The organism is Acinetobacter marinus, from assembly GCF_900096915.1.
GTDB classification, from domain to species: Bacteria; Pseudomonadota; Gammaproteobacteria; order Pseudomonadales; family Moraxellaceae; genus Acinetobacter; species Acinetobacter marinus.
On the sequence record NZ_FMYK01000009.1, the window covers coordinates 51,356 to 77,040 of the forward strand.

23 protein-coding genes, 3 tRNA genes and 1 riboswitch are annotated in these 25,685 nt (G+C 44.0%); of the genes, 8 read left to right on the forward strand and 18 right to left on the reverse strand.

Annotation, left to right across the window (positions count from 1 at the left end):
• Positions 1–118: 118 nt before the first annotated feature.
• The gene (gene trhO / locus BLQ60_RS12385; RefSeq protein ID WP_092621045.1) at positions 119–1,054 is read right to left on the reverse strand and encodes an oxygen-dependent tRNA uridine(34) hydroxylase TrhO; all 936 of its coding nucleotides are present in this window, start codon (positions 1,052–1,054) and stop codon (positions 119–121) included.
• 114 nt (positions 1,055–1,168) lie between these two features.
• Between trhO and BLQ60_RS12390 the strand changes: the two genes are divergently transcribed.
• Together BLQ60_RS12390 and phoA are read left to right on the forward strand one after the other, a co-directional pair.
• Positions 1,169–1,663: a DUF1289 domain-containing protein gene (locus tag BLQ60_RS12390; RefSeq protein ID WP_092621048.1), complete on the forward strand. Its 495-nt coding sequence runs from the start codon at positions 1,169–1,171 to the stop codon at positions 1,661–1,663.
• A 199-nt stretch (positions 1,664–1,862) separates the two neighbouring features.
• A complete protein-coding gene (gene phoA / locus BLQ60_RS12395; protein ID WP_244516041.1) occupies positions 1,863–3,341 on the forward strand; it encodes an alkaline phosphatase in 1,479 nt (492 codons plus the stop codon).
• Positions 3,342–3,444: 103 nt separating this feature from the next.
• Here the strand turns inward: phoA and ribB are convergent, their stop codons facing one another.
• The 11 genes from ribB to BLQ60_RS12450 form a co-directional block, all read right to left on the reverse strand.
• Positions 3,445–4,104, reverse strand: a complete 660-nt coding sequence (ribB, locus tag BLQ60_RS12400) for a 3,4-dihydroxy-2-butanone-4-phosphate synthase (RefSeq protein WP_092621054.1) — start codon at positions 4,102–4,104, stop codon at positions 3,445–3,447.
• 91 nt (positions 4,105–4,195) lie between these two features.
• Positions 4,196–4,334, reverse strand: a riboswitch (FMN riboswitch).
• Between the two features lie 110 nt (positions 4,335–4,444).
• Positions 4,445–4,825, reverse strand: coding sequence for an aspartate 1-decarboxylase (gene panD, locus BLQ60_RS12405; protein WP_092621057.1), 381 nt, complete (start codon positions 4,823–4,825; stop codon positions 4,445–4,447).
• Between the two features lie 119 nt (positions 4,826–4,944).
• Complete coding sequence (gene pth, locus BLQ60_RS12410; RefSeq protein ID WP_092621060.1) at positions 4,945–5,538, reverse strand: aminoacyl-tRNA hydrolase; 594 nt, start codon at positions 5,536–5,538, stop codon at positions 4,945–4,947.
• Between the two features lie 7 nt (positions 5,539–5,545).
• On the reverse strand, positions 5,546–6,235 hold the full coding sequence (locus BLQ60_RS12415; RefSeq protein WP_092621063.1) for a 50S ribosomal protein L25/general stress protein Ctc: 690 nt from the start codon (positions 6,233–6,235) through the stop codon (positions 5,546–5,548).
• A gap of 99 nt (positions 6,236–6,334) precedes the next feature.
• Positions 6,335–7,288, reverse strand: coding sequence for a ribose-phosphate pyrophosphokinase (locus BLQ60_RS12420; RefSeq protein ID WP_092621066.1), 954 nt, complete (start codon positions 7,286–7,288; stop codon positions 6,335–6,337).
• Positions 7,289–7,331: 43 nt separating this feature from the next.
• Positions 7,332–7,406 (reverse strand) — tRNA-Gln (locus BLQ60_RS12425).
• Between the two features lie 123 nt (positions 7,407–7,529).
• Positions 7,530–7,604 (reverse strand) — tRNA-Gln (locus BLQ60_RS12430).
• A gap of 48 nt (positions 7,605–7,652) precedes the next feature.
• A tRNA-Gln gene (locus tag BLQ60_RS12435) sits at positions 7,653–7,727 on the reverse strand.
• A gap of 11 nt (positions 7,728–7,738) precedes the next feature.
• On the reverse strand, positions 7,739–8,635 hold the full coding sequence (gene ispE / locus BLQ60_RS12440; RefSeq protein ID WP_092621069.1) for a 4-(cytidine 5'-diphospho)-2-C-methyl-D-erythritol kinase: 897 nt from the start codon (positions 8,633–8,635) through the stop codon (positions 7,739–7,741).
• A 64-nt stretch (positions 8,636–8,699) separates the two neighbouring features.
• Positions 8,700–9,275, reverse strand: coding sequence for a lipoprotein insertase outer membrane protein LolB (gene lolB, locus BLQ60_RS12445; RefSeq protein WP_244516042.1), 576 nt, complete (start codon positions 9,273–9,275; stop codon positions 8,700–8,702).
• A 139-nt stretch (positions 9,276–9,414) separates the two neighbouring features.
• Positions 9,415–11,391 carry a tetratricopeptide repeat protein gene (locus BLQ60_RS12450; RefSeq protein WP_092621072.1) on the reverse strand — a complete coding sequence of 659 codons (1,977 nt, stop codon included), beginning with the start codon at positions 11,389–11,391 and terminating at the stop codon, positions 9,415–9,417.
• 57 nt (positions 11,392–11,448) lie between these two features.
• Here BLQ60_RS12450 and hemA point away from each other — a divergent pair, with 57 nt between their 5' ends.
• A complete protein-coding gene (gene hemA / locus BLQ60_RS12455; protein WP_092621075.1) occupies positions 11,449–12,747 on the forward strand; it encodes a glutamyl-tRNA reductase in 1,299 nt (432 codons plus the stop codon).
• Between the two features lie 118 nt (positions 12,748–12,865).
• Here the strand turns inward: hemA and BLQ60_RS12460 are convergent, their stop codons facing one another.
• Positions 12,866–14,881, reverse strand: coding sequence for a DNA primase (locus tag BLQ60_RS12460; protein WP_092621078.1), 2,016 nt, complete (start codon positions 14,879–14,881; stop codon positions 12,866–12,868).
• Positions 14,882–15,080: 199 nt separating this feature from the next.
• Positions 15,081–16,241: an outer membrane protein assembly factor BamD gene (locus tag BLQ60_RS12465; protein ID WP_092621081.1), complete on the reverse strand. Its 1,161-nt coding sequence runs from the start codon at positions 16,239–16,241 to the stop codon at positions 15,081–15,083.
• A gap of 70 nt (positions 16,242–16,311) precedes the next feature.
• Between BLQ60_RS12465 and rluD the strand changes: the two genes are divergently transcribed.
• The 3 genes from rluD to BLQ60_RS12480 are packed head-to-tail and all read left to right on the forward strand — an operon-like array spanning position 16,312 to position 18,799.
• Positions 16,312–17,424: a 23S rRNA pseudouridine(1911/1915/1917) synthase RluD gene (gene rluD / locus BLQ60_RS12470; protein WP_092621084.1), complete on the forward strand. Its 1,113-nt coding sequence runs from the start codon at positions 16,312–16,314 to the stop codon at positions 17,422–17,424.
• A 13-nt stretch (positions 17,425–17,437) separates the two neighbouring features.
• Positions 17,438–18,220, forward strand: a complete 783-nt coding sequence (gene pgeF, locus BLQ60_RS12475; protein WP_092621152.1) for a peptidoglycan editing factor PgeF — start codon at positions 17,438–17,440, stop codon at positions 18,218–18,220.
• 15 nt (positions 18,221–18,235) lie between these two features.
• Entirely contained in the window at positions 18,236–18,799 is a 564-nt protein-coding gene (locus tag BLQ60_RS12480) for a flavodoxin family protein (protein WP_092621087.1), read from the forward strand.
• Between the two features lie 78 nt (positions 18,800–18,877).
• On the opposite strand, the gene BLQ60_RS12485 is transcribed toward BLQ60_RS12480, so the two are convergent.
• Positions 18,878–19,783 carry an energy transducer TonB gene (locus BLQ60_RS12485; protein ID WP_244516043.1) on the reverse strand — a complete coding sequence of 302 codons (906 nt, stop codon included), beginning with the start codon at positions 19,781–19,783 and terminating at the stop codon, positions 18,878–18,880.
• 177 nt (positions 19,784–19,960) lie between these two features.
• Here BLQ60_RS12485 and BLQ60_RS12490 point away from each other — a divergent pair, with 177 nt between their 5' ends.
• Together BLQ60_RS12490 and BLQ60_RS12495 are read left to right on the forward strand one after the other, a co-directional pair.
• On the forward strand, positions 19,961–20,638 hold the full coding sequence (locus BLQ60_RS12490) for a hypothetical protein (protein ID WP_092621095.1): 678 nt from the start codon (positions 19,961–19,963) through the stop codon (positions 20,636–20,638).
• A gap of 120 nt (positions 20,639–20,758) precedes the next feature.
• The gene (locus BLQ60_RS12495) at positions 20,759–21,460 is read left to right on the forward strand and encodes a DUF3108 domain-containing protein (RefSeq protein WP_092621098.1); all 702 of its coding nucleotides are present in this window, start codon (positions 20,759–20,761) and stop codon (positions 21,458–21,460) included.
• Positions 21,461–21,514: 54 nt separating this feature from the next.
• Here BLQ60_RS12495 and rtcA read toward each other — a convergent pair whose 3' ends face one another.
• The 3 genes from rtcA to BLQ60_RS12510 form a co-directional block, all read right to left on the reverse strand.
• Positions 21,515–22,549 (reverse strand): RNA 3'-terminal phosphate cyclase, encoded by a 1,035-nt coding sequence (rtcA, locus tag BLQ60_RS12500; RefSeq protein WP_092621101.1) that lies wholly within the window; start codon positions 22,547–22,549, stop codon positions 21,515–21,517.
• Positions 22,550–22,554: 5 nt separating this feature from the next.
• Positions 22,555–24,147, reverse strand: a complete 1,593-nt coding sequence (locus BLQ60_RS12505) for an LA2681 family HEPN domain-containing protein (protein WP_092621104.1) — start codon at positions 24,145–24,147, stop codon at positions 22,555–22,557.
• Positions 24,148–24,219: 72 nt separating this feature from the next.
• Positions 24,220–25,518, reverse strand: coding sequence for an RtcB family protein (locus BLQ60_RS12510; protein WP_092621107.1), 1,299 nt, complete (start codon positions 25,516–25,518; stop codon positions 24,220–24,222).
• Between the last annotated feature and the right edge of the window lie 167 nt (positions 25,519–25,685).

The window sequence follows — 25,685 nt, forward strand, 5'->3', positions numbered from 1 at the left end:
GAAATCGTCTTTGAGACTAGCACTTTTAATGTCAATAAAAAAGCCACGACATGCGTAGTGGCTTGATGGATATTTTTATAAAAGCACTCAGAACATTAATGAGCGCTTAGGATATTGATTATAGACGTTTGCGTTTTGCTGCCACGATTTGTGATTGGCGCATACGGAAGCTGGCTTTTTTCATATCGCTGGTTTTATCGATACAGTGCAAGCAAGACACACCATGCTCATAGCTTGGTAGGGCACGTTCTTCTGGCGTGACTGACCAACCACAAGCATGACATTTTTCATTTTGACCTTCTTCAAGTCCGTGTGTGATTGCTGTACGTCCATCAAAGACAAAACATTCACCTTGCCACAAACTTTGCTCAGCAGGCATTTCTTCGAGGTATTTTAAGATACCGCCTTTGAGGTGATAGACTTCTTCAAAGCCTTCTTGCAGAAGCAGTGATGTAGATTTTTCACAGCGGATGCCACCTGTACAGAACATGGCGACTTTTTTGTCTTTGTGTTCAGCGAGTTGCTGTTTGACGTATTCTGGAAATTCACGAAATGTTTCTGTTTTTGGGTCGATTGCCCCTTTGAACGTACCCGCTTGGAATTCGTAATCGTTGCGTGTGTCAATCAGAATCACATCATCACGGCTGATCATCTCGTTCCATTCTTGTGGATTGAGATAATGTCCAACCAAGTCACGTGGCTTGACGTCCACACCGAGGGTGACAATTTCTTTTTTAAGTTTGATTTTCATCTTGCGAAATGGTTTGTCTTGGCTTAGCGATTCTTTATATTCCAAGCCATTAAAGCCTTCATTGAGCAAGAATTGATGCACTTGATCGATTGCATCACGATCACCTGCGATGGTGCCATTAATCCCTTCATCAGCAACAATGAGTGTGCCACAAAGATTGATGCGTTGAACCAAACTGAGCAGACGCTCACGTAACTCGGCAGGATTTTGAACTTGACGAAATTGGTACAGTGCGGCAACAACCCAAACGGTATTTGATGCTGGCTCTGCGACAGGTGCAAGCTGCTCTACAGTAGCGTTCATGGGATGAATACTCCAATCTAGTTGATAAAATTTGATGGTGCGGTATTCTAACGGAATCCTACTCAGAAAGCGATAATCCCTTAAAGAAAATAGGGGTTAATTGAGCAAAATATTATGTCGAGCCTGATCATCAAAGCACAAACCCCACTTGTTCTCACTCCGTGTGCAGGACGCTGTTCGACCGTGTTTGGTGATAGTGTCTGTCGTGGCTGTCGCCGTTTTAACCATGAAGTGATTCATTGGAATCGATATAATAATGAAGAAAAACAAGCGGTTTGGACACGGCTCGATGCCCAGCTCGATCAAATCTTGGTGCCACTATTACCACAACATCAGTTGATCAAAATAGAACATTTCTTGAGCCATAAACGGATACGACTGATGCCCAATGCCAGTCTTGGGCGTAAGCTCTATCATGCGCTGAAGTTGTGTGAAAAAAATATTCATTTTGCAGAGGAAAGCGGTTTAGGGATCGATGCCTCTCAGATTAAAGCGACATGGAAGTTGTTTGAAGCACGGGTATTAAACTTAGCGCAAGCCAGCTATGAAGTGGCATGGCTTCGTGCCAATTTTATCCATCAAAATGTCAATGATTTTGATCCAGACTAAACTTCAGCATAGATACTCGGGTTAGAGTTTGGGTTAGATGAACGGATTGAAATTTATACATTGGCATCACTGACAACAGCTCTGTGTCAAATCAGCTCAGCGTAAAAATTGAGCATTGCCTGATTTTGTCATGATTCAGTCATCTCGCTAAATTAAGTTGAGCGCAGTTGATTGTCTAGCAAATATTGAGGTGACACTGATGCAAACTCCCGCAAAAAAAATTCTTCCGATAATGACTACAAAAAAACTCACGACGATGATCATGACAGCCATGTTGGTCAGCCTAAGCGCATGTAGCCATCAGCCTGTAAGTACATCCGCATCGCTACAAAGTACATTGATCACACCCCAAGCCAAAGGACAACCTGATGCCTTTGGTGGGGCACGCCGTTTGAATCAAGAGCACAGTGCCATCTTGAAGGCATCAATCGATGATGCACATGCCAAAAATGTGATTTTGTTCATTGGTGATGGCACCAGCGACTCTGAAATTACCATCGCACGCAATTATTTGGTCGGCGCATCAGGTTATCTCAAAGGCATCGATGTATTGCCTTTTACAGGTAGCTATACCACCTATTCGATCGATCGTGATGGCAAGGTCAATTATGTGACTGATTCTGCCGCATCAGCCTCAGCATGGGCGACAGGCACCAAAGCCTATAATGGCGCATTGGGGCTTGATCGACATGGCAAGGTGCACCAGTCTTTACTCGAGCTGGCGAAAGCCAATGGTTTGGCAACGGGCAATGTCACTACCACTGAAATCCAAGATGCAACCCCCGCATCATTGTATGCGCATATTTCTGCACGCAAATGCTATACCCCTGCCAAAACAGCAGAGCTGTGTCCAACGGAGACTGTACAAAATGGCGGTCTTGGCTCGATTACAGAACAATTACTCAAAAATCATGCGGATATTACCTTAGGTGGTGGTGCGCAGTACTTTGCAGCAACTGCCACAGCAGGGCAATATCAAGGACAAACCTTATTGCAACAAGCCAAGGCAAGGGGTTTTCGCATGGTCAATAATTTAAATCAATTACAAGCGATTGATGCGGTCAGCCAGCAACAGCCTGTGATCGGTGTATTTGCGCAGGGAAATTTACCTGTGATTTGGTCAGGACCAAAATCGACTTTGGGCGGTAATCAGAAACCTGCGGTATCTTGTCAGGAGAATCCTGAATTTGTTGCAGGCACGCCATTACTCAAAGAGATGACGGCAAAGGCATTGTCATTATTGTCCAGCCACCCAAAGGGCTTCTTCTTGCAAGTAGAAAGTGGCTCGATTGATAAACAAAATCATAAAGCCAATGCCTGTGGTCAGATTGGTGAAACCAAACAACTGGATGAAGCCATTCAAGTTGGACTGGAGTTTGCAAAACAGCATGGCGATACCTTGATCATTGTCACAGGCGATCATGCACACACCAGTCAGATCATTCCGATCAAAGCCAATAGTCCTGGCTTAACCGTTGCCCTGAAAACGCCAATTGATCAATCAGTCATGGCAGTGAACTATGCCACGGAAACTGGAGATAGCCAAGCGCATACAGGCGTGCAAGTGCGTACTGCAGCGATTGGGCCTCGCGCGGCGAATATTAACGGTTTACTTGATCAGACTGATATCTTTTTCATCATTCGGGATGCGCTCAATCTCGAATCGATTCAAAAGTAAAAAAGTTGAGGAATGATCTAGGCACAGGTGTAAAAATGCCTTGCACAAATGATGTAGCAAGGCATTGAACATTATAAATTTTAAAAAGTTGTAGAGCTTGGGATTAACACTGATTTTGCTGACGATATGCCACGATGTCTTCGATAGTCAGTACGGTTAGCTGATGTGTTTCTGCATAGGCTAAGACCTGAATGCCTTTTGCCATCGAGCCATCGGCATTGGTCAGCTCAACCAGCACACCAGCAGGTGTCAGCCCCGACAAACGTGCCAAATCCACACTGGCTTCGGTATGCCCTCGGCGGGTAAGTACACCACCATCACGCGCACGCAAGGGGAAAACATGCCCAGGTCGATTCAGATCATCAGCAACTGCACCTTGGCGCACGGCGGTGTGTATCGTCGTCACACGATCGGCAGCAGAGACGCCTGTGGTCACACCATGTTTGGCTTCAATGGTGATGGTAAATGCAGTTTGATAGGCACTCGAGTTATTCGTCACCATTGGTGTTAGCTCAAGATGGTCAGCTAACTGCTCGGTCAGGCATAAGCAGACAATGCCTGAACCATCTCGAATCATTTGTGCCATTGTCGCCGTGGTTAAAGTCTCAGCAGCGACAATCAAATCGGCTTCATTTTCACGATCAAAATCATCCATGACAAGGATGGGCTTGCCTGCTTGTAAATCAAGCAACGCTTGCTGGATACGTTGTGCGGATGGTGGGAGGGCAGAGACGAATAACTCTGCAGCAAATAAAGTAGACATATGAAACGCTCTCGTCATTTAAAAAATACGCAGAAACATTTCAGGACATAGAAAAATAGGCTAATACTGCGATCTGGACAGATCACAGTGATATGGTCTTCTTTCATCCGGACTATACCGTCGGCTTTGGATTTACACCAAATCTGCTTCATGAATATCATGTCGCTCGTGGGCTTTTGCAATTGCAATTTACCACCGGTGAGGAATTACACCTCGCCCTGAAGATGGCACTATTCTAATGACATTATGTGAATGAAAGCAAGGAGAAGCACAATTAATATCAGCAATAAAAAAGCATCCCGTCGGATGCTTCTTTAGAAATTTAGTTGTAAATCTGAGTCTAAGCAACTTGTACAGGAATGCAGTTGGCAGTGTGGCTGACGGTATTGTCTGGGTTGGCATAGACTAAGCGAGGTTGATGTCGATTGGCTTCGGCTTCATCAAAGTTGCCAAAGGTCGCAATAATAATAATATCGCCGACATCTGCCTGATGCGCTGCGCCACCATTGACAGAGATAATGCCAGAATTGTCTTCGCCACGGATTGCATAAGTTGCAAAACGTTTGCCATTGGTGACATTCCAAACGTGAATTTCTTCGTATTCACGGATGCCAGCCAAATCCATCAATGCGCCATCAATTGCGCAAGATCCCTCATAATGCAGCTCGGCTTGAGTGACGATTGCACGGTGGATTTTGCATTTTAATAAGCGGGATTGCATGGGAGTGCTCCTCAACAAGATGTCATGATCAGAACAATCATGAGCTCATATTCTTTAAGTTGTGCATTTTGCAATTTTTACAAGGAGAATACAAGCCGATTTCACATTTTGATTAAATATTAAGCAGGTTTAAAGGCGTTTATTGCATTCATGGCTGGCTGTACTTGCCCTTGAATCAGTGCTTTAGACTGTGCCAAAGCATGATCAATCGCTTGATCCATCAGTTGTTGTTCTGAACTCGGTGCTTTACTCAGCACATGACCAGAAACACGTTCTTTACTGCCGGGGTGTCCAATACCAATACGCAAACGTAGGAAATCTGCGCCAATGTGCGGGACAATATCTTTTAAGCCATTATGACCACCATGACCGCCACCATTTTTAAGGCGAATCACCCCTGGATTCATATCCAGTTCGTCATGTGCAATCAAAATTTGCTGAGTCGCTATCTGATAAAACTTGGCAAAGGGAACCACACTTTGACCAGATCGATTCATATAGGTGAGGGGAAGGAGTAAACGAACGTCATGTCCTTCGATAGTGCCACGTCCAGAGATGGCGTGGTATTTGCTGTCATTTTTCAGTGGGATGTTGTAGCGCTCAGCGAGACGTTCCACATACCAAAAACCAGCATTGTGTCGGGTTTGGGCATATTCCGAACCGGGATTGCCCAAACCGACAATGAGCGATAGCGAGGTTTCACGATCACTCATCAGGCGATTACTCGTCTTTTTTCGCTTCAGCGTCGTCAGCAGCTTGTTCAGCTTCTTCTGATTGCTCTTCAGCAACTTCAGCCTCAGCTGCTTCAGCTTCAACGTCTTCTGCTGTTACACGAACTTCAGTGATTGACGCAACAGCTTGGTCATGACCTTCGCCTTGCTCAAGCGCAGGAATAGTCACGCCTTCTGGAAGTTTGAGATCTGACAAGTGAACCACGTCACCGATAGCCAATTCTTGAACGTCAACAGTGATTGACTCAGGAAGGTTACGCGGTAAAGTTTTTACTTCAACTTCGTTCAAGTTCACCATCAACATACCGCCAGCTTTAACGCCTACAGCAGTTTCTTGGTTTTCGAAGTGTAAAGGTACATTTACAGTTAACGCTTCGCCCGCTTTCACACGTAGGAAGTCTGCATGCATCGGGGTGTTTTTCGCAGGATGACGTTGCATCGCTTTGATAATCACTTGCTCATCTTTACCATCAACTTTGATGGTTACGATAGAAGAGAAGAATGCTTCGCTTTCAATCGCTTTAACCACTTCACGAAGTGCCAAAGTAATTGACACAGGCTCTTTGCCAGCACCGTAGATGATTGCAGGAACTTTTTCTTCACGACGAAGGCGGCGGCTCGCACCTTTCCCTTCATGTGCAGTGTCACGTGCGTTTGCATTTAATACAAAATTGCTCATTGAGATATCCTCAAAAAGTGAAAGACATGTTGAATTTGCGACCAATTCAACGATAAAAAACCCGATGAATCGAAACTCATCGGGCTCGAAAGCGCAGTATTATATATAACTATCGAACATTGCGCTAATAGATTCTTCATTATTGATGCGTCGAATGGTTTCAGCCACCATTGAAGACACCGAAACTTGACGAATATTTGGCAGTGCTAGAATCTCTGGTGATAATGGAATAGTATCGGTGACAACCAATTCATCGATCACAGAATTTTTCAGATTATCCAGTGCCTTACCTGATAAAACAGGATGCGTTGCATAAGCCACAACACGGCGTGCGCCAAACTGTTTCAGTGCATCAGCAGCTTTGCACAATGTACCCGCCGTATCGACCATATCATCTACGATAACACAGTCACGGTCTTTGACATCACCAATCAAGTGCATCACTTGTGATTCATTGGCTTTTTGACGGCGTTTGTCAATGATCGCCAGATCAATATCACCCATTTGCTTGGCGACCGCACGTGCACGCACCACACCACCCACGTCAGGTGATACCACCATCAGATTGTGATATTGCTGTTGACGTAGGTCAGCAAGTAAAGCAGGCGTACCATAGATGTTATCGACAGGAATATCGAAGAAGCCTTGAATCTGATCGGCATGCAAGTCGATCATCACCACACGGTCAATACCGACGGTGGTGAGCATATCTGCGACGACCTTCGCCGTGATCGGCACACGAGCAGAACGTGGACGACGGTCTTGGCGTGCATAACCGAAATAAGGAATCACAGCGGTGATACGACCAGCACTTGAGCGACGCAATGCATCTGCCATCACCAAGATTTCCATCAGGTTATCATTGGTTGGGGCACAGGTAGGCTGAACGATAAAGACATCTTTACCACGGACATTTTCCGTGATTTCGACTGAGATTTCCCCATCAGAAAAGTTGCTGACTGAAGCAGAGCCTAGCGGAATATGGAGATGGCTAACAACTTTATGGGCGAATTGTGGATGCGCATTTCCACTAAAAACGACAAGATTGGGCATGTAGCACCCTTAATGTGTTTGGCTGGATAAGGAATATAAATAATGGCAGGGGCGGCTGGATTCGAACCAACGGATGGCGAGATCAAAACCCGCTGCCTTACCACTTGGCGACGCCCCTAATGCGTGTGCACTTTATAGCGAAATCATCAATTTGTCAATTCCAGATTCGCAGTGCTTATCGGCTTATGCGTTGTATCGATCACTTGAAAATACTGAATGATTTTGCAAGGATCAAAAGAAATGGCAGGGGCGGCTGGATTCGAACCAACGGATGGCGAGATCAAAACCCGCTGCCTTACCACTTGGCGACGCCCCTAACACATAAGTTATCAATCAGAATCATGTGTCTGAATAATCGAGAAAATGGCAGGGGCGGCTGGATTCGAACCAACGGATGGCGAGATCAAAACCCGCTGCCTTACCACTTGGCGACGCCCCTAATTCTTTCGATCAGTCAGAATCTCTTGAATCACGTTGAATATAATCAAATACAGGTGAATGATTGATTCCATGTGCAATATATGCCTGATAAGGGGCATGTCTTGCAATGTCTTTTGCATCAATCTGCTCTGTACTGACATCATCAGCGAGCTCAAGAAAAACACAAGCACCTGTTCCTGTTAACCGTGCTTGACCGTATTGATTTAAATACTGAAAAGCCGTTTCAACTTCTGGGTATAGCGATCGAGCCAATGACTCGAAGTTATTCCCGAACAGTGATGTATTCTGTTGATAGGCGGCAAATTTAGAGGGCTTTGTATTTCTTGTCAATGTTTTTTCAGAAAATAGCGCTTGAGTGCTGATAAAACAGTCAGGTTTAATGATCACATACTGTTTGCACGGCAATGTGTCGAGCGGTGTAATGATTTCACCGATGCCTTCTGCCCACGCATTTTTTCCGACGATAAAAATCGGCACATCTGCACCGAGCGATGTACCAAGCTCGATCAGTTGATTTTCAGTCAATTGACATTGCCATAATTCATTTAAAATTAATAAGGTAGTTGCTGCATTGGATGAGCCACCGCCAAGTCCCGCACCCATCGGAATACGTTTATCCAAACGGATTTCACAGCCTGCATTTTGTAGCTGAGCAAAGGGTTTAATCGCTTGAGCGGCACGATAGATCAGATTTTTTTCTATTGCCACATCGACCGCATTGCCATCACTGAGCGTAATCGCATCACTTTGATTGACTTGAAAATAAAGATCATCATGTAAATCAATGAGTTGAAAAATAGTTTGCAACTCATGATAGCCATTCTCACGTTGCCCAGTGATATGTAAAAACAGATTCAACTTGGCAGGTGAGGGTACGCAGAGGGTCGGGTTGGCTGTGTTCAACATGGAATGGTTTATATTGGTGCTGTTCACGTTCGGATTGTTCACGTGTTGTATGCTCACATTCAATTTATTCGCGACTTTGAATGGTTAATGTGACACGATTTTGTTTGGTATCATCAATCAAATTCAGTTTGTTTGGATATTTTGTAGCCTCATTTTCATAGTTGAGCGTGGCAGACCATCCGCCTTCTTGAATGGCGATGTTGCGACCTTGAGCATCTTTTTCGGTTTTGGCTGATGCGGTCACCGCTTGACCATTGACCCAAGAAATCAAGTGGGTAATCGGCGCTTGCCAACCTGTGGCTTTAAATAGTAATTCCTCAGGTGTTTGGGCTTTGAGGGTGCCTGTTTTACTGCTGGTCAGTGTCACATCCCCTGATTTTCCACGAATCGACGTCTGTCCAATACCAAGTGCGCCTGTTAAGTCGATTGCGAATTGTTCACCGACTTGCGTCCAACCATAAAATGCCGAGCCATTTTGCTTGGGTGTGCGAACCCCGATTTTGCCTGTGATTTTAAATTGCTGTGCAGCAGGTACTTGACTATTGCCTGTGATATTTGGTGCGGTTTTGATACTTTGGCAACCGATCAATCCAGTGAGGCTTAAGGAGAGAAGTAGTGTGCTAAGGTGTTTATTCATCATGGAAAATCGCTCATGTCGTTCAATGTGGTTGCAGTAAAGTGTTTTGATCATGACTTCTGGTTGCCAATTCAAAAGCATAAATTGATGATCTTTAATTCTGAGTGGTAAATTCAGGATGGTGGATGTGCTGTGCTCGCATTTAGGTCGATTGTATTTCGGGTGTTGGTGCTTCTGTCACTGGCGTTGCGCTTTGCGGGGCAAGCATCTGCTGTAATTGCTGGAGTTCGTTGGCATTCGGATAGCTGACTTTTAGCTCTTGATAGATTTGTTGAAAACGATCGATATTACCATGAATATACAGCGCTTTTGCATAACGTATGCCGATGCCCAGACTCGGCGCTAGTTGATACGCCTGCGCCAAGGCTTGTACCGCCACATCATAATCGCTTTGTAAATATGCCACGTAACCGAGTGTATCCAAAATCGAGGCTTGTTGCGGTGCATAGACTAAGGCTTGCTCTGCATAACGTCGTGCCAAGTCCAGTTTGCGATTTTGCTGGGCGAGGGTGTAGGCATAGGCATTTAAGAAGGTTGGGCTATTTGGCTCAATTTCTAAGAGTTTGTTTAAAGCATTGTCCAACTGATCTCGGTCTTTCGCTGGATCGAGCAACAGCACTTGACTATAAATCAACTCTGCATCGTCAGGATCTTGTTGCAATGCTTCATCCAAAACCATCAATGCTTGATCTGTATTACCAATACTTTGTAAGGTTTGTGCTTGTAGTTGATACAAAAAACTCGACTGACTTGGATGGCTGACCCGTTCTTGGGTGAGCAGTTGTATCGCTTCAGTGGATTGATTTTGTTTCAGATATAGGCTCACCAAGTTTTTGCGTGCTACTGGGTAGAGGTTGCCGTCGACCGCCTTGTATAGCGCAATGGCGTCATCAATGTGTTGGTTACGCTCTGCACCGACCGCCAAATAATAATTCGCCTGATCTTGATATTGCGCTGAGTTTTGCAATCGCTTGAGATAATGTTCAGCATCCTGATATTGCTTGGCGTCAATGCTGGTAATCCCTGCTAAAAACTGCAATTGTTCGTTGTCTGGATATTTGCGGGCAGTACGGCGCAGTTTACGCAAGGCTTTTTTGGTTTGATTGTTTTTTAATAAATGCTGAATCTGATAGAGGTCAACATCTGGATTGTCCTGAAAAAAACTTTTCCATGATAGCCAGCGCATGGCACGAGCCTCTTGGTCTGAGGCAAGATATAGCTTGGCTTTGAGAATGATAAAGCTGGGTACACGTGGACGCTGTTTTAAGGCAAGATTGACCTTTTGTAAAGCGGCAGGATATTGCTGATTTTCTGCTTCCAAACCTGCGATCATCACCAAAATTGATGGATTATTATTTTTCTCAATCAGGCTGAGGGCACCCAGCAACTCCTGACGAGCTTCAGGTGATTCAGGATAAATCCCTGCCAAAATGCCCTCAATATTGGCATTGGAATCAAGCTGGAGGATACGATCCAGTGTTTTTGCCGCCAGCTCGTATTGATGGGCACGTAACGATAAATGCGCCAAATAAAACAATGCTGGTGTATCTTCTGGATAGCGCTCCACCCAAATTTTGGCAATATACAATGCCCGTGGAATATCATTGGCCTTGAGTGCCAAGTCCAGCGCACGCTCGTTAATCATCGGTTGATTATATTCATCCACCAAAGATTGATAGGTGCTTAAAGATTCTTCAACCTGATCTTGGCTCAGTGCAAATTCTGCGACAAAAACAGGTAAAATCACATTGTTGCTATCAAAGCGATTGCTTTGTCTTGAAAGCTCTACGCTGGCACTTTGGTTAGCATCCGCGGCCAACGAGGCTGTTGCATTCGTTTCAGTGGTGCTGGTTTGAGGAATACTTGCTTCAGAAGCATCCGTTTGTGTTTGATTTGATGGGGTGTCGGCTGTTTTTAGATCAAGTTGTGGCTGATTGGCTTTGTTTTCCGCCCAAGAATAGGATGCATAGGCTATACTTCCCAAAATCAGGAATGTGATAGAATGCTTTTTTGCTAAGCGTCGCCACTTTCCTTGTTCAGGTTTTTCTTGCGCTTGGCGTGTTTGCGACGAGTCTTTTTGCGCTAATTTGTCTCGCATTAAGTCCACATTTTGGGTCATGGTTTATTTCATCTATGTCTATCTTTTTATCACAACTTTGCTGATTGAAGAAGTGCTATGAATTTTGTTGCAATCGGCGTCAATCACCATACAGCTTCCGTGCAGATGCGAGAAAAGATCGCATTCAATGCTGAACGCTTGCGTGCGCTCTTTGCTCAGAACCAAAATCAAGCGAATTTAAATGATCTTGTTGTGGTTTCAACGTGCAATCGAACCGAAGTCTATGCCATCACTGAGCAACCTGACCAAGTATTGAACTGGTTAGCGCAGTCTAATGGTTTTGAGGTGTCGGCGCTGTTACAACATGTATATCGTTATGAAGATGTACAAGCCATGACTCATTTGATGCGGGTTGCGGGCGGTTTGGATTCGTTGATGCTCGGTGAACCACAAATTCTCGGGCAGGTCAAATCGGCACTACAACTTGCCAAAGACAATGATGTGGTGTCGAGTAACCTTAATCGCTTATTTGAATTTGCCTTCTATGCAGCGAAACGTGTTCGTACCGAAACAGCCGTCGGTGAACATGCGATTTCGATGGGCTATGCTGTGGCACAGCTTGCCTCACAAGTCTTTAGTCATGTCTCAGCGCTGACCGTATTGATTGTGGCAGCAGGCGAGATGAACAGCTTAGTCGCAAAGCATTTGGCAGAAATGGGTGTGGCAAAGATCATTATCTGCAACCGCACCCGACAACGTGCAGAAAATCTGGCGCAGGAAATCGGCGCTCGTGTGTCGGTGGAAGTGGTTGAGTTTGATCAATTGGCAACGCAATTACATCGTGCCGATGTGGTGTCGAGTTGTACGGGCAGTTTGCATCAAGTGATTCATTATGATGATGTGAAAAAAGCCCTAAAACAGCGAAAATATCAGCCCATGCTGATGGTGGATTTGGCGGTTCCTCGTGATATTGAGGATAAGGTCAATAAGCTCGATGGCGTGTATCTATACGGTGTTGATGATCTGCAAGCGGTCATTGATGAAAATATGGTGCAACGTCGCCAAGCAGCGCTCGATGCCGAAGTAATGGTCTCGCAACTCGCCTCACAATTTGTGGTCAATGAAAAGATTCACCAAGCAGGACGTGAGATTCACCATTATCGTGAAGTGGCGGAGCAACAGCGTCAAGCTGAGCTTGAATTTGCCCTTGAACAACTCAAACACGGTGCTGAACCTGAGGCATTGTTAGAAGCGATGTCCTACCGCCTCACCAAGAAAATGCTACACATTCCCTCAAAATTGTTTCGAGAAGCGGCAAAATCGGAAGACCCAACCCATTTTGAATGGCTCAATCAAACCGTACTGGATATTGAGCAACATGCACGAACGCTCAAAGAAATTAATAAAAAAGATTAAAGTGCATGATCGAGCATTTATTGGAATGATGCAATCCGCTGATTAAAAGTTTCTTTTTAAAATGGTTATTTAAAACAACGGGTTAAAAATAAGCGCACAGAAAATCTGAGATGAACATTTATAGTGCCACACGAATCTCTGAACTACTGAGACGTTTATAGGCATCATTCAGTTGTTGTTTGAGATTGTGAATTTCTTTAATCGATGCAGGCTGTTTTAACTTTTTCCGTAAAAAATCGACCTGTAAACGATGATGTAAATCTTCGGCATGTTGATGAATATCTTCTGGATGATCCATGCCAAGTTGCGACAATTGGATTTTATTGAGCAAGGGTAAAAGTTGCGGATGCAGGTGGCTACAAGCGCCCAAGACAAACATGCGACAGGCTTCAACATCTTGTGGAAGTTGTTCTTCGATCTGATCCAAAGTATCCAAAAAGTGTTTAATCAAAGATTGTTCAGGCAGTAGGGCACGCAAGGTTTCAAACTCGGAATAGAGTTTTGGAAAATGCAGGAGTAGCACCAATAATAGTTGACTATGATCAATCCCACCAAAGCTGAGATTTAAATCATTGCTACTGGCTTGATGATCGCGTCGCCCAAAACCGAGCCGATCTTTAAAAGATTGTGACAGTAGATATTTATACGAGCCGTTCGGCAGTTGCTGGCTGAGCTGACGCAGTTCGCCCATGACTTGCCCCTTACCTTCGGGTGAGGTGATGTCGAAACGCTGGGTGAGCTGTGCGTAAAGAAAATCTGAGAGTAGCGGGGCTTGCTCGAGTTTCTCCAAAAAGGCTTCCTGTCCAATCGCTTGAATCAATGAATCAGGATCGTGTTGATCGGGCAGGATAAAGAAATGCAGTTGACGCCCATCTTCGAGGAGCGGTAGGGCGATTTCGAGCGTTCGCCAAGCCGCCTTCTGACCTGCGTTATCGCCATCAAAAGCAAGGGTCAGGCTATGATTCTGCCTGAATAACATATTTAAATGTTCGGCATTACTTGCTGTACCCAAAGTTGCTACAGCACCGTGAATGCCAGATTGGTGTAAGGCGATCACATCCATATAGCCTTCGACCATCAACCATTTTTCTGCTTTGGCTTTGCGCCCTTCATACAGCCCATATAAAAGTTGATTTTTATGAAACACTTCGGAGTCAGGTGAATTGATGTATTTGGGCTTAATTTCATCATTTAAGGCACGACCACCAAAACCCACGACACGCCCTTTGCTATCACGAATCGGGAAAATGACACGATCACGAAGCAAATCAAATTGTTTGCCTTGATCACTTTCTCGCACCAAACCAATCAGCTTTAAGCCGTCAATGTCTTGTGGAAAGGCGTGTTCTAAATGTTGCCAATCGCTTGGAGCATAACCCAAACGCCAATTGTCTTGGGTCTCTTGGCTGAGACCTCGATTTTGGAAATAATTTTGTGCATGTGGTGCGTGCTTGAGTTGTTGCTGATAATAGCTGGCAACATTTTCTAAGAGGTCATATAGGCTGGCTTCTTGCGCAGCTTCAGGCATGCCAAAGTGCACATCATCAGGATAAAAAAAGCCCTCAGCTGAGAATTGATCAAAAGCCTGATCTTGAAAGCTCGAATCTTGAAAATCCGAATACTGATCTTCTGGATAGCTGTCAAATGCTTGTGGAGAATGTTGATCCTCACCTTGAGGATGACTTTGTTGATTGCCTTGTGAGTTAGTTTGTGCGTTGTTTGGCTGATTTGGATTGATAGCTTGGGCAGATGGCTGTGCTGTGTTTTTTGCAACTTTGGCAGGTGTGGCTTTAGCAGGTACGGCTTGGCGTTTGTAGGTTGCCGATTTTGCAGAAAAATTATCTTTGGGTAGCTCAATGCCTGCATGTTGTGCAAGGTCTTTGATCACATCAATAAAGGGGCGGTTATCGATTTCCATCAAAAATTTGATGGCATTGCCATTGGCTTGGCAACCGAAGCAATGATAATAGGCTTTGTCACGATAAACGTGAAATGATGGGGTCTTTTCTTGATGAAAAGGGCAGCAGCCTGAATAGGTACGTCCTGATTTTTTCAGTTTGACCCGTTGATTAATCAGCTCGACAATATCCGTGCGATCGAGGATTTGATCAATCGTATGCTGTGGAATTGCCATAATTACTACTTAAAATAGAATAATCGGGAGTATCGGTATTGTGATCAGCGCCAACCAGAAAAGCAAGTCCAGAAAAGCAAGCCGAGAACAGGATGTGTTAAAAGCGACCGAATGAGAAATAGCAAGGTGAAAATGCAAAAATCCCCAAACATCAGTTCAGGGATTTATGTGCCAATAGACTTGAGTGTAGAAAACAGTCTTACTCAGCAGGAGTTTCTTCACTCGCATCTACAGCACTATCTTCTACGCCATCATCGGCGGTGGTTTGATTTGTCGTATTGTCATTTGCTGTACTGTCTTGTACCGCATCAGCTGTTGTGGTGCTCGCATCGGCAATACGATCACTTGCTTCTGCAATGTCAGTATTTGTGGCTTCTGTGGCACTTGCACCATCATCACCAATCAAACCAAAACTTAAACGATTCATCAAACTACGTTTTGACTCATCAGACTCAGCAGTCGTGTTCACGGTTTGTGTCGCATTAGTTTCGGTCGCATAGTTATTATTTGCCGAACGACCAAGCACACCAAGTGTCATTTTGTTGAGTAAACTGCCTTGGTTGCGCGCAGCACGTAGATTCACTTCACCATCTTTATTGATCAAGCCCGGATAGTTGGCTTGCAGCAGTTGCTTATATTGGTTCGCTGTGTCTTGGTCACCAAGCTCATCATACGCATAAGCAATGGTTGCGATCGCTTCTGGGGTTTGTGGCACTTGTGGATAATATTCGAGTACCCAGCGACCACGTTGTATCGCTGCCACCCATGCTTTACGTTTGAGGTTGTAGCGGGCGATGTTCATTTCACTTTCAGCGAGTTCTTCGCCGATGTATTGCATACGCTGTGCTGCATCGACTGCATATTTACTGCTTGGGAAGCGACGGATAAAATCGGCAAAGTTGGCATAAGCCACTTTGAGATAGCTGGTGTCACGATGTGCTTGCTTGAGCGAGGTATAACGAATTAGACCATCATAGTTTTGTTCCATGTTCGACACGCCACGCACATAGTAGGCATAATCAACTTGTGGATGCTGTGGGTAAACTCGGATAAAGCGCTCTGCCAGCGTGGTCGCTGCGGTATAATCTGCTTGTTTAAAGCGGGTATACATCAAGTCAAGCTGTGCTTGCTGATTGTAACGTCCAGTTGGGAAATAGGTGTCTAGGGCTTGCAGTTGTTCGCCTGCTTCACTATATTGCCCACGTTCTAGTGCTTGTTGTGCCTTTTCATAGTAGGCTTGTTCGCTGGATTTTGGTCCTGTATCAGTGACTTTGCTTGGGTTGCTACTACAACCGACCAAAGCTGCTGAAACGCCTAGCGATAGGGATAATACCAAAACATTCAAACGCGGCAGCGACATAAAAACTCCTCTAGACTGGGCAATCAGCTACAATAGGCGTATTAAACCATTTTTATTGAAATGTGAGCAAATGACTTCAACGCAATCTGCACAAAATTCTTCACGTGATCTACAAGATCTTCCTGCGCAACATTCTCAAGATTTTGAGGATGAGGTTCACGACGACACACTGGATCAAGCGGGTGATCAAGCACAACATTCGCAACATCACGCATCGGATACGCAAGCTACGCATATTCGTCGGCAATGTCAATTGGATGATTGTTTTCTTGGACAGCGTTTTGATCAGATCGCTGCGCAGGTCTGGGATGATTTTTCCCGTGAAAAATTAAAAACATGGATCGCCGAAGGTGCTTTACTGGTCAATGGTCAGCAAGTCAAAGGCAAAGCACGTAGCGATGGCACGGAAGTGCTCACACTTGATGTCGAGCTGGCACCGCAACTCAGCAGTCAGCCTGAAGATATTCCGCTAAATATCGTCTATGAAGATGATGATATTTTAGTGATCAATAAACCTGTCGGCATGGTAGTACATCCTGGGGCGGGCAATCATACAGGTACTTTAGTCAATGCCTTACTGCATCATTATCCAAAATCTCGTGAATTGGCACGTGCAGGCTTGGTGCATCGTATCGACAAGGATACCAGTGGTTTATTGGTGGTGGCGAAAACCTTAGAAGCACAGCATCATTTGACACGACAATTGTCCAAAAAATCGGTGTATCGGGTTTATGATTTGGTTTGCTATGGGCATGTGATTGCGGGTGGTACGGTGGATGCACCAATTAAACGCCATCCTGTAGATCGCACCAAAATGGCAGTCGTGAATGGCGGGAAAGACGCCGTGACGCATTATAATGTGCTGGATCGTTATACCCATTTTAGTTTGATTCAAGCCCAGCTTGAGACAGGGCGTACCCATCAGATTCGTGTGCATTTTAGTCATATTGGGCATCCATTGGTCGGTGATCAGACCTATGCTCGGTTAAAATTGCCAAAAGGTGTGTCTCAAGAACTCGCGCATTATCTACAACACTTCAAACGCCAAGCCTTACATGCCCGTGCTTTAGGATTGGTGCATCCACGTACCGAAGAAGAAATGGAATTTGAGGCGGAATGGCCAAGTGATTTTGAACAATTGGTCAGTTTGTTGGAAAATGAAGGTCAATTGAAAAATGACTGAGTTTGAGGGCGAAATGTCTGATACAAATTTATGGCTCACAGCGGAAGGTCTTCCAAGCAATGTCTATGCAGGACAAACGCTGTCGATCATTAATGCCTCGATGGATCAAGTTCAGCCCTATTTGCAATTCAATTTGGCATTGCATGTCGGTGATGATGCGGCGCAAGTACAGCAAAATCGTCATCATTTATTAAGTGCATTGGCGCCTTTGGGTGCAACAACACTGCATTGGCTGAGTCAAACCCACAGCATCATCGCCCATCGTATCGATGCCAACATTACGCCACAGCTTTTAGAAGGGGATGGCTTAGTCACCTCAGAACACGGTGCGGTATTAATGATGATGACTGCGGATTGTCTGCCGATCGTACTGAGTAATGCAGATGGTACGGAAGTGGCGTGTCTACATGCGGGTTGGCGTGGACTTGCCAATGGTATCATTGAAGCAACGGTCAAAAAGATGAAATCACAGCCGACACATGCTTGGATGGGGGCAGCCATTAGCCAACAGCATTTTGAAGTCGGTGCTGAAGTGAAAGCGACATTTGTCCAAGAAAATGCTGATTTTGAAAATGATTTTTTAGCGCAGGCTGATGGCAAATTCTTAGCGGATTTGTACAATATTGCGCGCAAAAAATTAAACGCTTTGGGTGTGGACAATGTCTCAGGTGGCACACAGTGTACTTATGCCGAAGTGGATAAATTTTATTCTTATCGACGTCAATCCATCACTGGGCGAATGGCAACCTTTATTTTTATTCCCACAAAAGATGCTACACTGAATCTATCTCTCTAAAGTTATTTATTTTTCATGTCGCTCATTGAATCAGCTGTGCGTGGTGCCTCGGTCAAAGTGTGTATCGTTTTTCACAGTGCCTATGGACATACCGAAAAAGTCGCACAACATATTGCACAAGGCGCCGAGTTTGCAGGTGCAGAGGTGGTAATGATGCCAACCAGTGCGGTGCAATGGGAGGCTTTAGATGAAGCGGATATCATCATCATGGGTTGTCCGACCTATATGGGTAGTCTGACTGCGGATTTAAAGCAGTTCATGGAAGCGTCATCGAAGCGTTGGCTTGCACGTGCGTGGCAGGGCAAAATTGCCGCAGGTTTTACCAACGGTGGTGGGCTGAGTGGCGATAAGTTGGCAGTGATTCAATCGATCAATCTTTTTGCCATGCAACATGGCATGCTGTGGGCAGGCTTACCATTTATGCCGACAGGGCGCAGTCCGAATGACATCAATCGCATGTCCTGTTTTTTAGGGTTGATGACACAATCCGATAATGCCAGTGTAGAAGTGACGCCACCCGAAGGTGATTTGGAAACCGCAGTCAAGTTTGGTAAATATTTGGTCAGTTTAAAGCAGTAACAATTTCAAAGCGTTTTCTAAGGTTCGGCGTAAAAATTAGAAGGCGACAAATTTTTCATCATCATTTCTTCTATCAGTTTAGTGCACATCAAACACTGAATCCTGCGCATCAAATCGCCAAGTACGGACAATACGCAGTTCGCTAATGTCTTTCATTTTTGTATCAAATTTGCCGAAGGGCATGGCTCGACGTACAGAGGCTTTAGCCGCTTCATCTAAAACAGAACTGCCTGAGCTTTGTAATAGGCGAATGGCACGGATACCGCCTTGTGCATTTAAAATCACCATAAGACGTACTTCACCTGATAGCTTCTGCTGTTTGGCGGCTTCTGGGTAATAGCGATTCCCAAACATTTCCACTTTTTGGCGGAAGCGATCAAGATATTCCGCAGACGCATCGGCTTTGGCTTGAATGCCTGTGATGGTTTTGACTTTTTGTTTTTTGGCGTACATCTGATGACGCTGTGCATACTGCGCTTCGATGCTGGCGACCATGGCGGCACGAGATTGTTGCTGGCTTTGTAGCTCATCGACTTTCTTTTTACGCTCATCTTCTTGGCTTTGTTTTTGCCAACTGAGCGTGGTCATCAGCATGCGTTCTTGGAAGTCGAGTTGCTGTTTTTGTGAGAGTTGTTGCAGCATTTCTTGTTGTTGTTTGCCTTCTGATGCAGCGGGTGTGGCATTGGGAATCGGGCTGGTTTGCGCATGTAACTCTTTGAGCTCACCGTCGCCCGCTTGGTCGTGTTGTGCGACAAAGTCACTGTCTTTGATTTTTTCATCATTTTTATTGAGATGCACAGCGATGGTGACATCTTTGGTTGCCATCGGGGCAGCATTACCTGCAACAAATTGAATGCTGATAAAGGCGAGGTGTGCCGCAATCGCAATGATGAGCGCTGTAATAAAAAGTGGATCTTGCCACCAATGCGTCAGCTTGGTTTGTGTGTGGATAAACTGGAAGTAATCCCGTTTGCTTTGACTCACCCCTGAATCCTTCATTGAAATGGCGATTTGTAAGCCTTATTGTCGTGATAAAAATCGAAATAATGACTGTAACGACTTGAGTATATGCCGTATTTTAAGCACAATCTTGACTATTGCCAATGTATTTCCGAACTTTGGGAAATATACTTCGCCCGATTTTGAGTTTAGAGCCGATTTATGTCTAGTATTGTGTCAAAAATTGCGACAGTTGCCCGTAATCTGTATCAGCAGACGGAAGACTTTATTGAAGAGGAACGGAGCTTTACCGTATCGCAAAATTTACTCAATGCAACTTTTCAAAAATACGTGACAGACAATGTTGGCTTGCTCAAAGATTTGCATGCAGATATTTATGATGATTGGCTTCGACTCTATGCCACGGTCAATGTCGCAGGCATTTATGCGTCACTCTCCGTTGATCTCAAACTGGTGCAAATGGTGTTCAATCAAAACGAACAATATTTGGTATTTGAGCAAATCTCCAAAACTCAAGTCATCGAAGCACGCATACAAGGCAAACTCAAAGATATGGCGGTGCGTTTTGCGCTGTATTTTTATCAGCAAGTCTTAGATAAAGATCCACTTGGTCCGATTTTGCAGAAATATCGTATCGTGGAAATGAAACACGGCATGCTGTATTTAAGTCTTAATCGTTGGTTGGGGCGTTTGCGTCCTGTCACTGATACGCTACGCAAAGTACAGGTCAATCATGGTGTACTGCGTGAAACCAAGCTGATTCTAAAAACCAATGTCAATCTCGATGCGGTGCTCAAGCGTGGTCGAGAGCCAAAATTGTTTGAGGATTGGGAGCTTGAACAGCTCGATGATGACCAAATTACCCCGATAAATGATTAAAACACTACATTTTGCAACCTACGTCACAATTTGAAACATATATCTCATCGTATTCTATCGATAGCGCCCCTACATTAAACAGTATCGATATGCTTTACAGAATAGATCATAGAGGTTGGAATGACATTGAATAAATTTGCAATAAAAACCTGCGCTGTGACTGCGCTGAGTCTAGCGAGTATGACGGCGATGACCGTGACGCATGCTTTGGCGCCATTTGAAGCGACCTATCAGTTTAGCTATGGCAACAAAAAAATGGGTGATGCGACACGCAAACTCAGCAAGGTGGGCAATCAATGGCAGTATCAATTTAGCTCAAAAATCCCTGTGATCGGTAGTGCCACGGAGACCAGTAAGTTTGGCTTTCAAAATGGCTCGATTGTATCGAGTCAGTACACTCGAAATACCAAAATCCTCGTGCATAGTGATACGGTGAAGATGAGCTTTAACCCGTCACAAAAAAATATCAAAACCTCTCGCAAAGACACCAACCGCACGTTGACATGGAAAAGTGGGGTGCTCGATGACCTGAATGCTGAGCTCCAAGTCCGTGAAGACCTGAAAAAAGGTGGCTTAAAATCGAGCTACTGGATCGCAGATTATAAAGAAGTTGAAGCGCGTCAGTTCGTCAAAGAAGGCACGGAAAAAGTCAAAGCTGCGGATGGCAAAACCTATGACACGGTCAAAGTGCGCCTAAAACATGATCGTGCGACCAAGAATACCATCTTTTGGTTAGCACCGAGTTTGGATTATCTGCCAATCAAAGTGACGCATCAAGATGATGATCAAAGCTATGGTTTATTGCTAAAAACCAAGAAATAATCAAATTCAGTATATAGAAATTGAAACGGGGGTAGTCTTAATGATTGCCCTTTGTTATGTTCGGTTCACTGTGATGTGGCACGGCTTTTCTGCTTCAAGTAGTTGAATATCGCAATCCATAAAGCGCTGAATCATCTGCGCCTGTGTGCGTGTATGTTCGCTGATATGCGAGGCTGTAAATGAGCCACCTGCACCAAGCGCCAGCGGGAGTAACAATTGATCTGCCAAATATTCATCTACCATCGCACCTGTGCCCAAATATTGGCGGACTTCGCTCGCCAGCCCATTGGCGACTCGCTCAGCACTGCGATTCATCGTACCTAATGCAGTAAAAAGCTGTTGATGCGCCGCAAACTTGACCAACACTGCTAAAGCATTGCCCTGACTGACACCGTGCATATGCATCTGATGAGCGTGGTCAATATTTAATTTCTTCGACAAGGTATCGAGTTCACGTTGATTAATATCGGTTTTATCCAGATTTAAGCAGCCTGCAAAACTCTCAATGCGTTGTACATCGCCACGCTCACAGAGATTTAACGCCTTGCGGTCGAGCCACGGATGAATGCTTGCACGAATCTGACCTGCGCCAATCGGCATAAATCCAACTTTTTCCAATTGAAAATCGACCTCAACGCCGATCTTTTGCAAGGTCGGTAAAAAGCACATCGAGATAAAATCAGCACTTGGTGCAAGCGGATTGTGCGTACCACCTTGAATGCTGATCTGACTTGATTCATTTTGTAATAGTAGGGCAGGTAAAATGGTTTGCAACACCAAAGTCGTACTGCCCGCCGAACCAATCTGAAAATGATATTCGCCTGCTTGTACCTGTTGTGGCTGAAAAATTAACTCCTGACTGCCCAGCATTGCACCTTCGACCTTGGCATTGCTGATCTGCTGTGCGGATTGCACGCAGACCAAATGTTGGCGCATCAATCCTGGTTTTTTACGTCCTGCACGGATGTTGGTGAGGGTAAAGGCTTTGCCTGTAATCATCGAGAGGGAAAGGGCAGTGCGTAAAATCTGTCCGCCACCTTCGCCTTGTGCGCCGTCAATTGTAATGATTGAATCTATTAAGCTATTCATTTTTCTTAGAAATAACCTTGTTTTTTATGGACTTCTAAAGTCCCAATTATTTGACCTTTATCAGGGGAGTTTTGTTTTGCATGTTCTCTGACAGCAAATACAAATGAAAAAATTGCTGATCTGGTTAGTTGAAGTACATGAGTTAGACTCTCGATAAAGTCATTTTCATTTACAAATGTAATTTGTTTTGTGAATCCCTTATAGCTTCCGTATAAATCTTCAGGAGATTTATTTGTGTGAATTATCATAAAGTCATGTTCTAGTAAGTTTCTCCATTTTTTATAAAATGAAAGTTCACCTTGATCGGTTTTTGTCGAATTGAGATCATTAGCAATACTATACAAGGCAATTAGACCGTAATTTTGAATATTTTGAAACAAATTAAATCTCTCAGGTGTCTTTTTCCAAAAGCTATGAAAGTAAATCATTTCATTTTTTTCTCTTTTTAATTTTAATAGATCAAATATTGCTACGCCAATTTTGTCTAAAATTCCAAAACAAATTCTAAATGCAGTCCTCACTCTCTCAATGTTTAAACCTAAAACCTCATCATTAAAAAGCTCTGAAAAACTTTGCTCAATATCATTTTTTGTCCAATCACTACTATTTAAATATTCATAATAGAGATGTCGTGAAAATCCAAACTCAGACTTTAGTCGATTGAGCACAAGCTCCATGCTTGCAATAGTTTGATCACCTATGACATTCTCCATAATTGTCAGATTATCGGTACCACTTTCGATACATTTGCAATATAGTCCATGTTCTGTAAGGCTTAAATGTCTGTCTAGGCACCATTTTCTATATGAGCTGAGGTCATTATATTCATTTTGAGTTAGGAGGGCATCTTCATGATCAGTCTCATCTATTTCATTAGAAAGCTCATTTATATGTTTCGAGATGGAATCTGAACGACTTTTATAAAAGGGATGCCAAATTTTAGGAACATTATTTGATTTGGAAGCAAATAAATAGCCTACTCTAATTTCTTTTAACATTACGATAGATAAAGAGGAAGTAATCTTATTAAGTATAATTAAAGCCTCACTCCTATTAGTCCATGCTTGAGGAAGATCTCTATTTTTTTGATTTACTTGATCATAATATTGTAATGCCTCTGTTATGCGGTATTGCGATTTTAAAGAATTTGCGAGATTGACGAGATACTCATCAGGAACTGTGTTGTGTTGTTTTTGAACAGACTTAATTGCTTTCCAATACATTCGTTTTGCATAATTAAGATTTTCAACATTTTGAAAATTTACATAGTCTAATAAATCCTCATTTTTTTGTGTATAGCTTAGAGCATTAGCATAAAAATAGTAAAAGTAATGTCCTTTATATCTCTCAAAATTCTGGCGGTTATCTTCTAAAATTTTTAACCCTTTTAAAGTAGATTCTGAGTTTCTCCCCATATGTCCTACATCAATGAATAGTCCTGAGATTGCAAATAAATGGTCAAAATACTGTTTATTTTTTAGTAATCTTTTAACTCTAGAAAAAGCAGTTTTAATGGCATCGAATGCTTTTTCAAATTCACCATTATCGATTTGCTGCGAGATAATTGATAATTCATCTTCAATATTTAACAAAATCATAATATGCTTCCTATTTATGGGTAGCTCCAGCACAAAAGGCTATAATTGGGTTGGAGCGTATTTGTTTGATTTCTAACCCTTCACACACACCACTTGACGCAAAGTATAAACCACCTCGACCAAATCGCTTTGTGCTTTCATCACATCCTCGATCGGCTTATACGCCGATGGAATCTCATCAATCACCGCCGCATCTTTGCGACATTCCACACCTTCGGTCTGCGCCACCTGATCTTCCACGGTATAACGACGTTTTGCCTCAGCACGGCTCATCACCCGACCTGCACCATGCGAACACGAGCAGAACGATTCCTGATTCCCAAGACCACGAACGATAAAAGATTTCGCCCCCATCGACCCTGGAATGATCCCGTATTGACCGAGCTTGGCACTCACCGCACCTTTACGGGTGACCATCACTTCTTCGCCATAATGTTGCTCTTTTTCCACATAATTATGGTGACAATTCACTGCTTCCAGTTTGGCATTAAATGGCTTTGGGATGATCGTTGCCAAGGCTTTGATCGCCGCCTGCATCATGATTTCACGGTTTTTCATGGCGAAGCGCTGTGCCCAACCCACCGCAAACCAATAATCATCAAAATGCTCCGTACCTTCAACCAAAAACGCCAAATCTTTATTCGGCAAGTTAATGAAATGCTTTTGCATATCTTTGCGAGCCAGCTCGATAAAGTGATTGCCAATCGCATTACCTACGCCACGAGAGCCAGAATGCAACATGATCCACACATGATCGTGTTCATCCAAACACACCTCAACGAAATGGTTGCCAGTACCCAATGTGCCAAGCTGTTTGCGGTTGTTGGTATTTTTTAAACGTGGATGTTTGGCGCAGATCAACTCAAAATCCGCCACCAAATCCGCCCAAGTCTGATCAACCAACTCAGGTGGGTTTTCCCATGAACCACGGTCACGTCGCCCACGACCTTTGGTCATGCCATGCGGAATCAAACGCTCAAGTTCACTCCGCAAACCATGCAAATTATCAGGTAAATCCGACGCCGTTAGATTGGTGCGTGTCGCCATCATCCCACAACCAATATCCACACCGACCGCCGCAGGAATGATTGCGCCTTTGGTTGGAATCACGCTACCAATGGTTGCGCCGAGTCCAAAATGCACATCAGGCATCACCGCCATCCATTTGTAAATAAACGGCATTTGTGCAGTTTGAAGTAGTTGCTTTTTAGAATTGTCATCCACGACGACACCGTTCGTCCACATTTTAATGGGCAAACCTTTATCGTCATGGAGCACTTGATAATGACGTTTAGGTTGCGCATCGTCCAAGTTGATTTGCATATTTCGTTCAAGATCTGCTTGTGTTTGGATTTGTTCAATAATTGACATGATTTTCTTCCTCTAAACCTGCCTGCCAATCTGTAAGTGAAAATTACGAAAACGATCCACTTGCAGGCAGGTGATCATCACAGTATTCCGATGATGCTGTGTGCTATCAATATTGCGAGGAGCGTGCCAAGTTTTCATTTTATTATTTTAAAATAATTTAATTATTT

What these genes read in the sequence shown, in the direction of transcription:
- hemA (WP_092621075.1), top strand. Translation starts at nt 11,449, where the DNA reads ATGAATTTTGTTGCAATCGGCGTCAATCACCATACAGCTTCCGTGCAG.
- ribB (WP_092621054.1), bottom strand. Translation starts at nt 4,104, where the DNA reads ATGTCTACTTTATTTGCTGCAGAGTTATTCGTCTCTGCCCTCCCACCA.
- BLQ60_RS12490 (WP_092621095.1), top strand. Translation starts at nt 19,961, where the DNA reads ATGTCTAGTATTGTGTCAAAAATTGCGACAGTTGCCCGTAATCTGTAT.
- trhO (WP_092621045.1), bottom strand. Translation starts at nt 1,054, where the DNA reads ATGAACGCTACTGTAGAGCAGCTTGCACCTGTCGCAGAGCCAGCATCA.
- BLQ60_RS12480 (WP_092621087.1), top strand. Translation starts at nt 18,236, where the DNA reads ATGTCGCTCATTGAATCAGCTGTGCGTGGTGCCTCGGTCAAAGTGTGT.
- pth (WP_092621060.1), bottom strand. Translation starts at nt 5,538, where the DNA reads ATGAGTGATCGTGAAACCTCGCTATCGCTCATTGTCGGTTTGGGCAAT.
- BLQ60_RS12420 (WP_092621066.1), bottom strand. Translation starts at nt 7,288, where the DNA reads ATGCCCAATCTTGTCGTTTTTAGTGGAAATGCGCATCCACAATTCGCC.
- BLQ60_RS12450 (WP_092621072.1), bottom strand. Translation starts at nt 11,391, where the DNA reads ATGACCCAAAATGTGGACTTAATGCGAGACAAATTAGCGCAAAAAGAC.
- BLQ60_RS12415 (WP_092621063.1), bottom strand. Translation starts at nt 6,235, where the DNA reads ATGAGCAATTTTGTATTAAATGCAAACGCACGTGACACTGCACATGAA.
- lolB (WP_244516042.1), bottom strand. Translation starts at nt 9,275, where the DNA reads ATGATGAATAAACACCTTAGCACACTACTTCTCTCCTTAAGCCTCACT.
- BLQ60_RS12390 (WP_092621048.1), top strand. Translation starts at nt 1,169, where the DNA reads ATGTCGAGCCTGATCATCAAAGCACAAACCCCACTTGTTCTCACTCCG.
- BLQ60_RS12460 (WP_092621078.1), bottom strand. Translation starts at nt 14,881, where the DNA reads ATGGCAATTCCACAGCATACGATTGATCAAATCCTCGATCGCACGGAT.
- rtcA (WP_092621101.1), bottom strand. Translation starts at nt 22,549, where the DNA reads ATGAATAGCTTAATAGATTCAATCATTACAATTGACGGCGCACAAGGC.
- BLQ60_RS12510 (WP_092621107.1), bottom strand. Translation starts at nt 25,518, where the DNA reads ATGTCAATTATTGAACAAATCCAAACACAAGCAGATCTTGAACGAAAT.
- BLQ60_RS12495 (WP_092621098.1), top strand. Translation starts at nt 20,759, where the DNA reads ATGACATTGAATAAATTTGCAATAAAAACCTGCGCTGTGACTGCGCTG.
- BLQ60_RS12465 (WP_092621081.1), bottom strand. Translation starts at nt 16,241, where the DNA reads ATGTCGCTGCCGCGTTTGAATGTTTTGGTATTATCCCTATCGCTAGGC.
- ispE (WP_092621069.1), bottom strand. Translation starts at nt 8,635, where the DNA reads ATGTTGAACACAGCCAACCCGACCCTCTGCGTACCCTCACCTGCCAAG.
- BLQ60_RS12505 (WP_092621104.1), bottom strand. Translation starts at nt 24,147, where the DNA reads ATGATTTTGTTAAATATTGAAGATGAATTATCAATTATCTCGCAGCAA.
- phoA (WP_244516041.1), top strand. Translation starts at nt 1,863, where the DNA reads ATGCAAACTCCCGCAAAAAAAATTCTTCCGATAATGACTACAAAAAAA.
- rluD (WP_092621084.1), top strand. Translation starts at nt 16,312, where the DNA reads ATGACTTCAACGCAATCTGCACAAAATTCTTCACGTGATCTACAAGAT.
- panD (WP_092621057.1), bottom strand. Translation starts at nt 4,825, where the DNA reads ATGCAATCCCGCTTATTAAAATGCAAAATCCACCGTGCAATCGTCACT.
- pgeF (WP_092621152.1), top strand. Translation starts at nt 17,438, where the DNA reads ATGTCTGATACAAATTTATGGCTCACAGCGGAAGGTCTTCCAAGCAAT.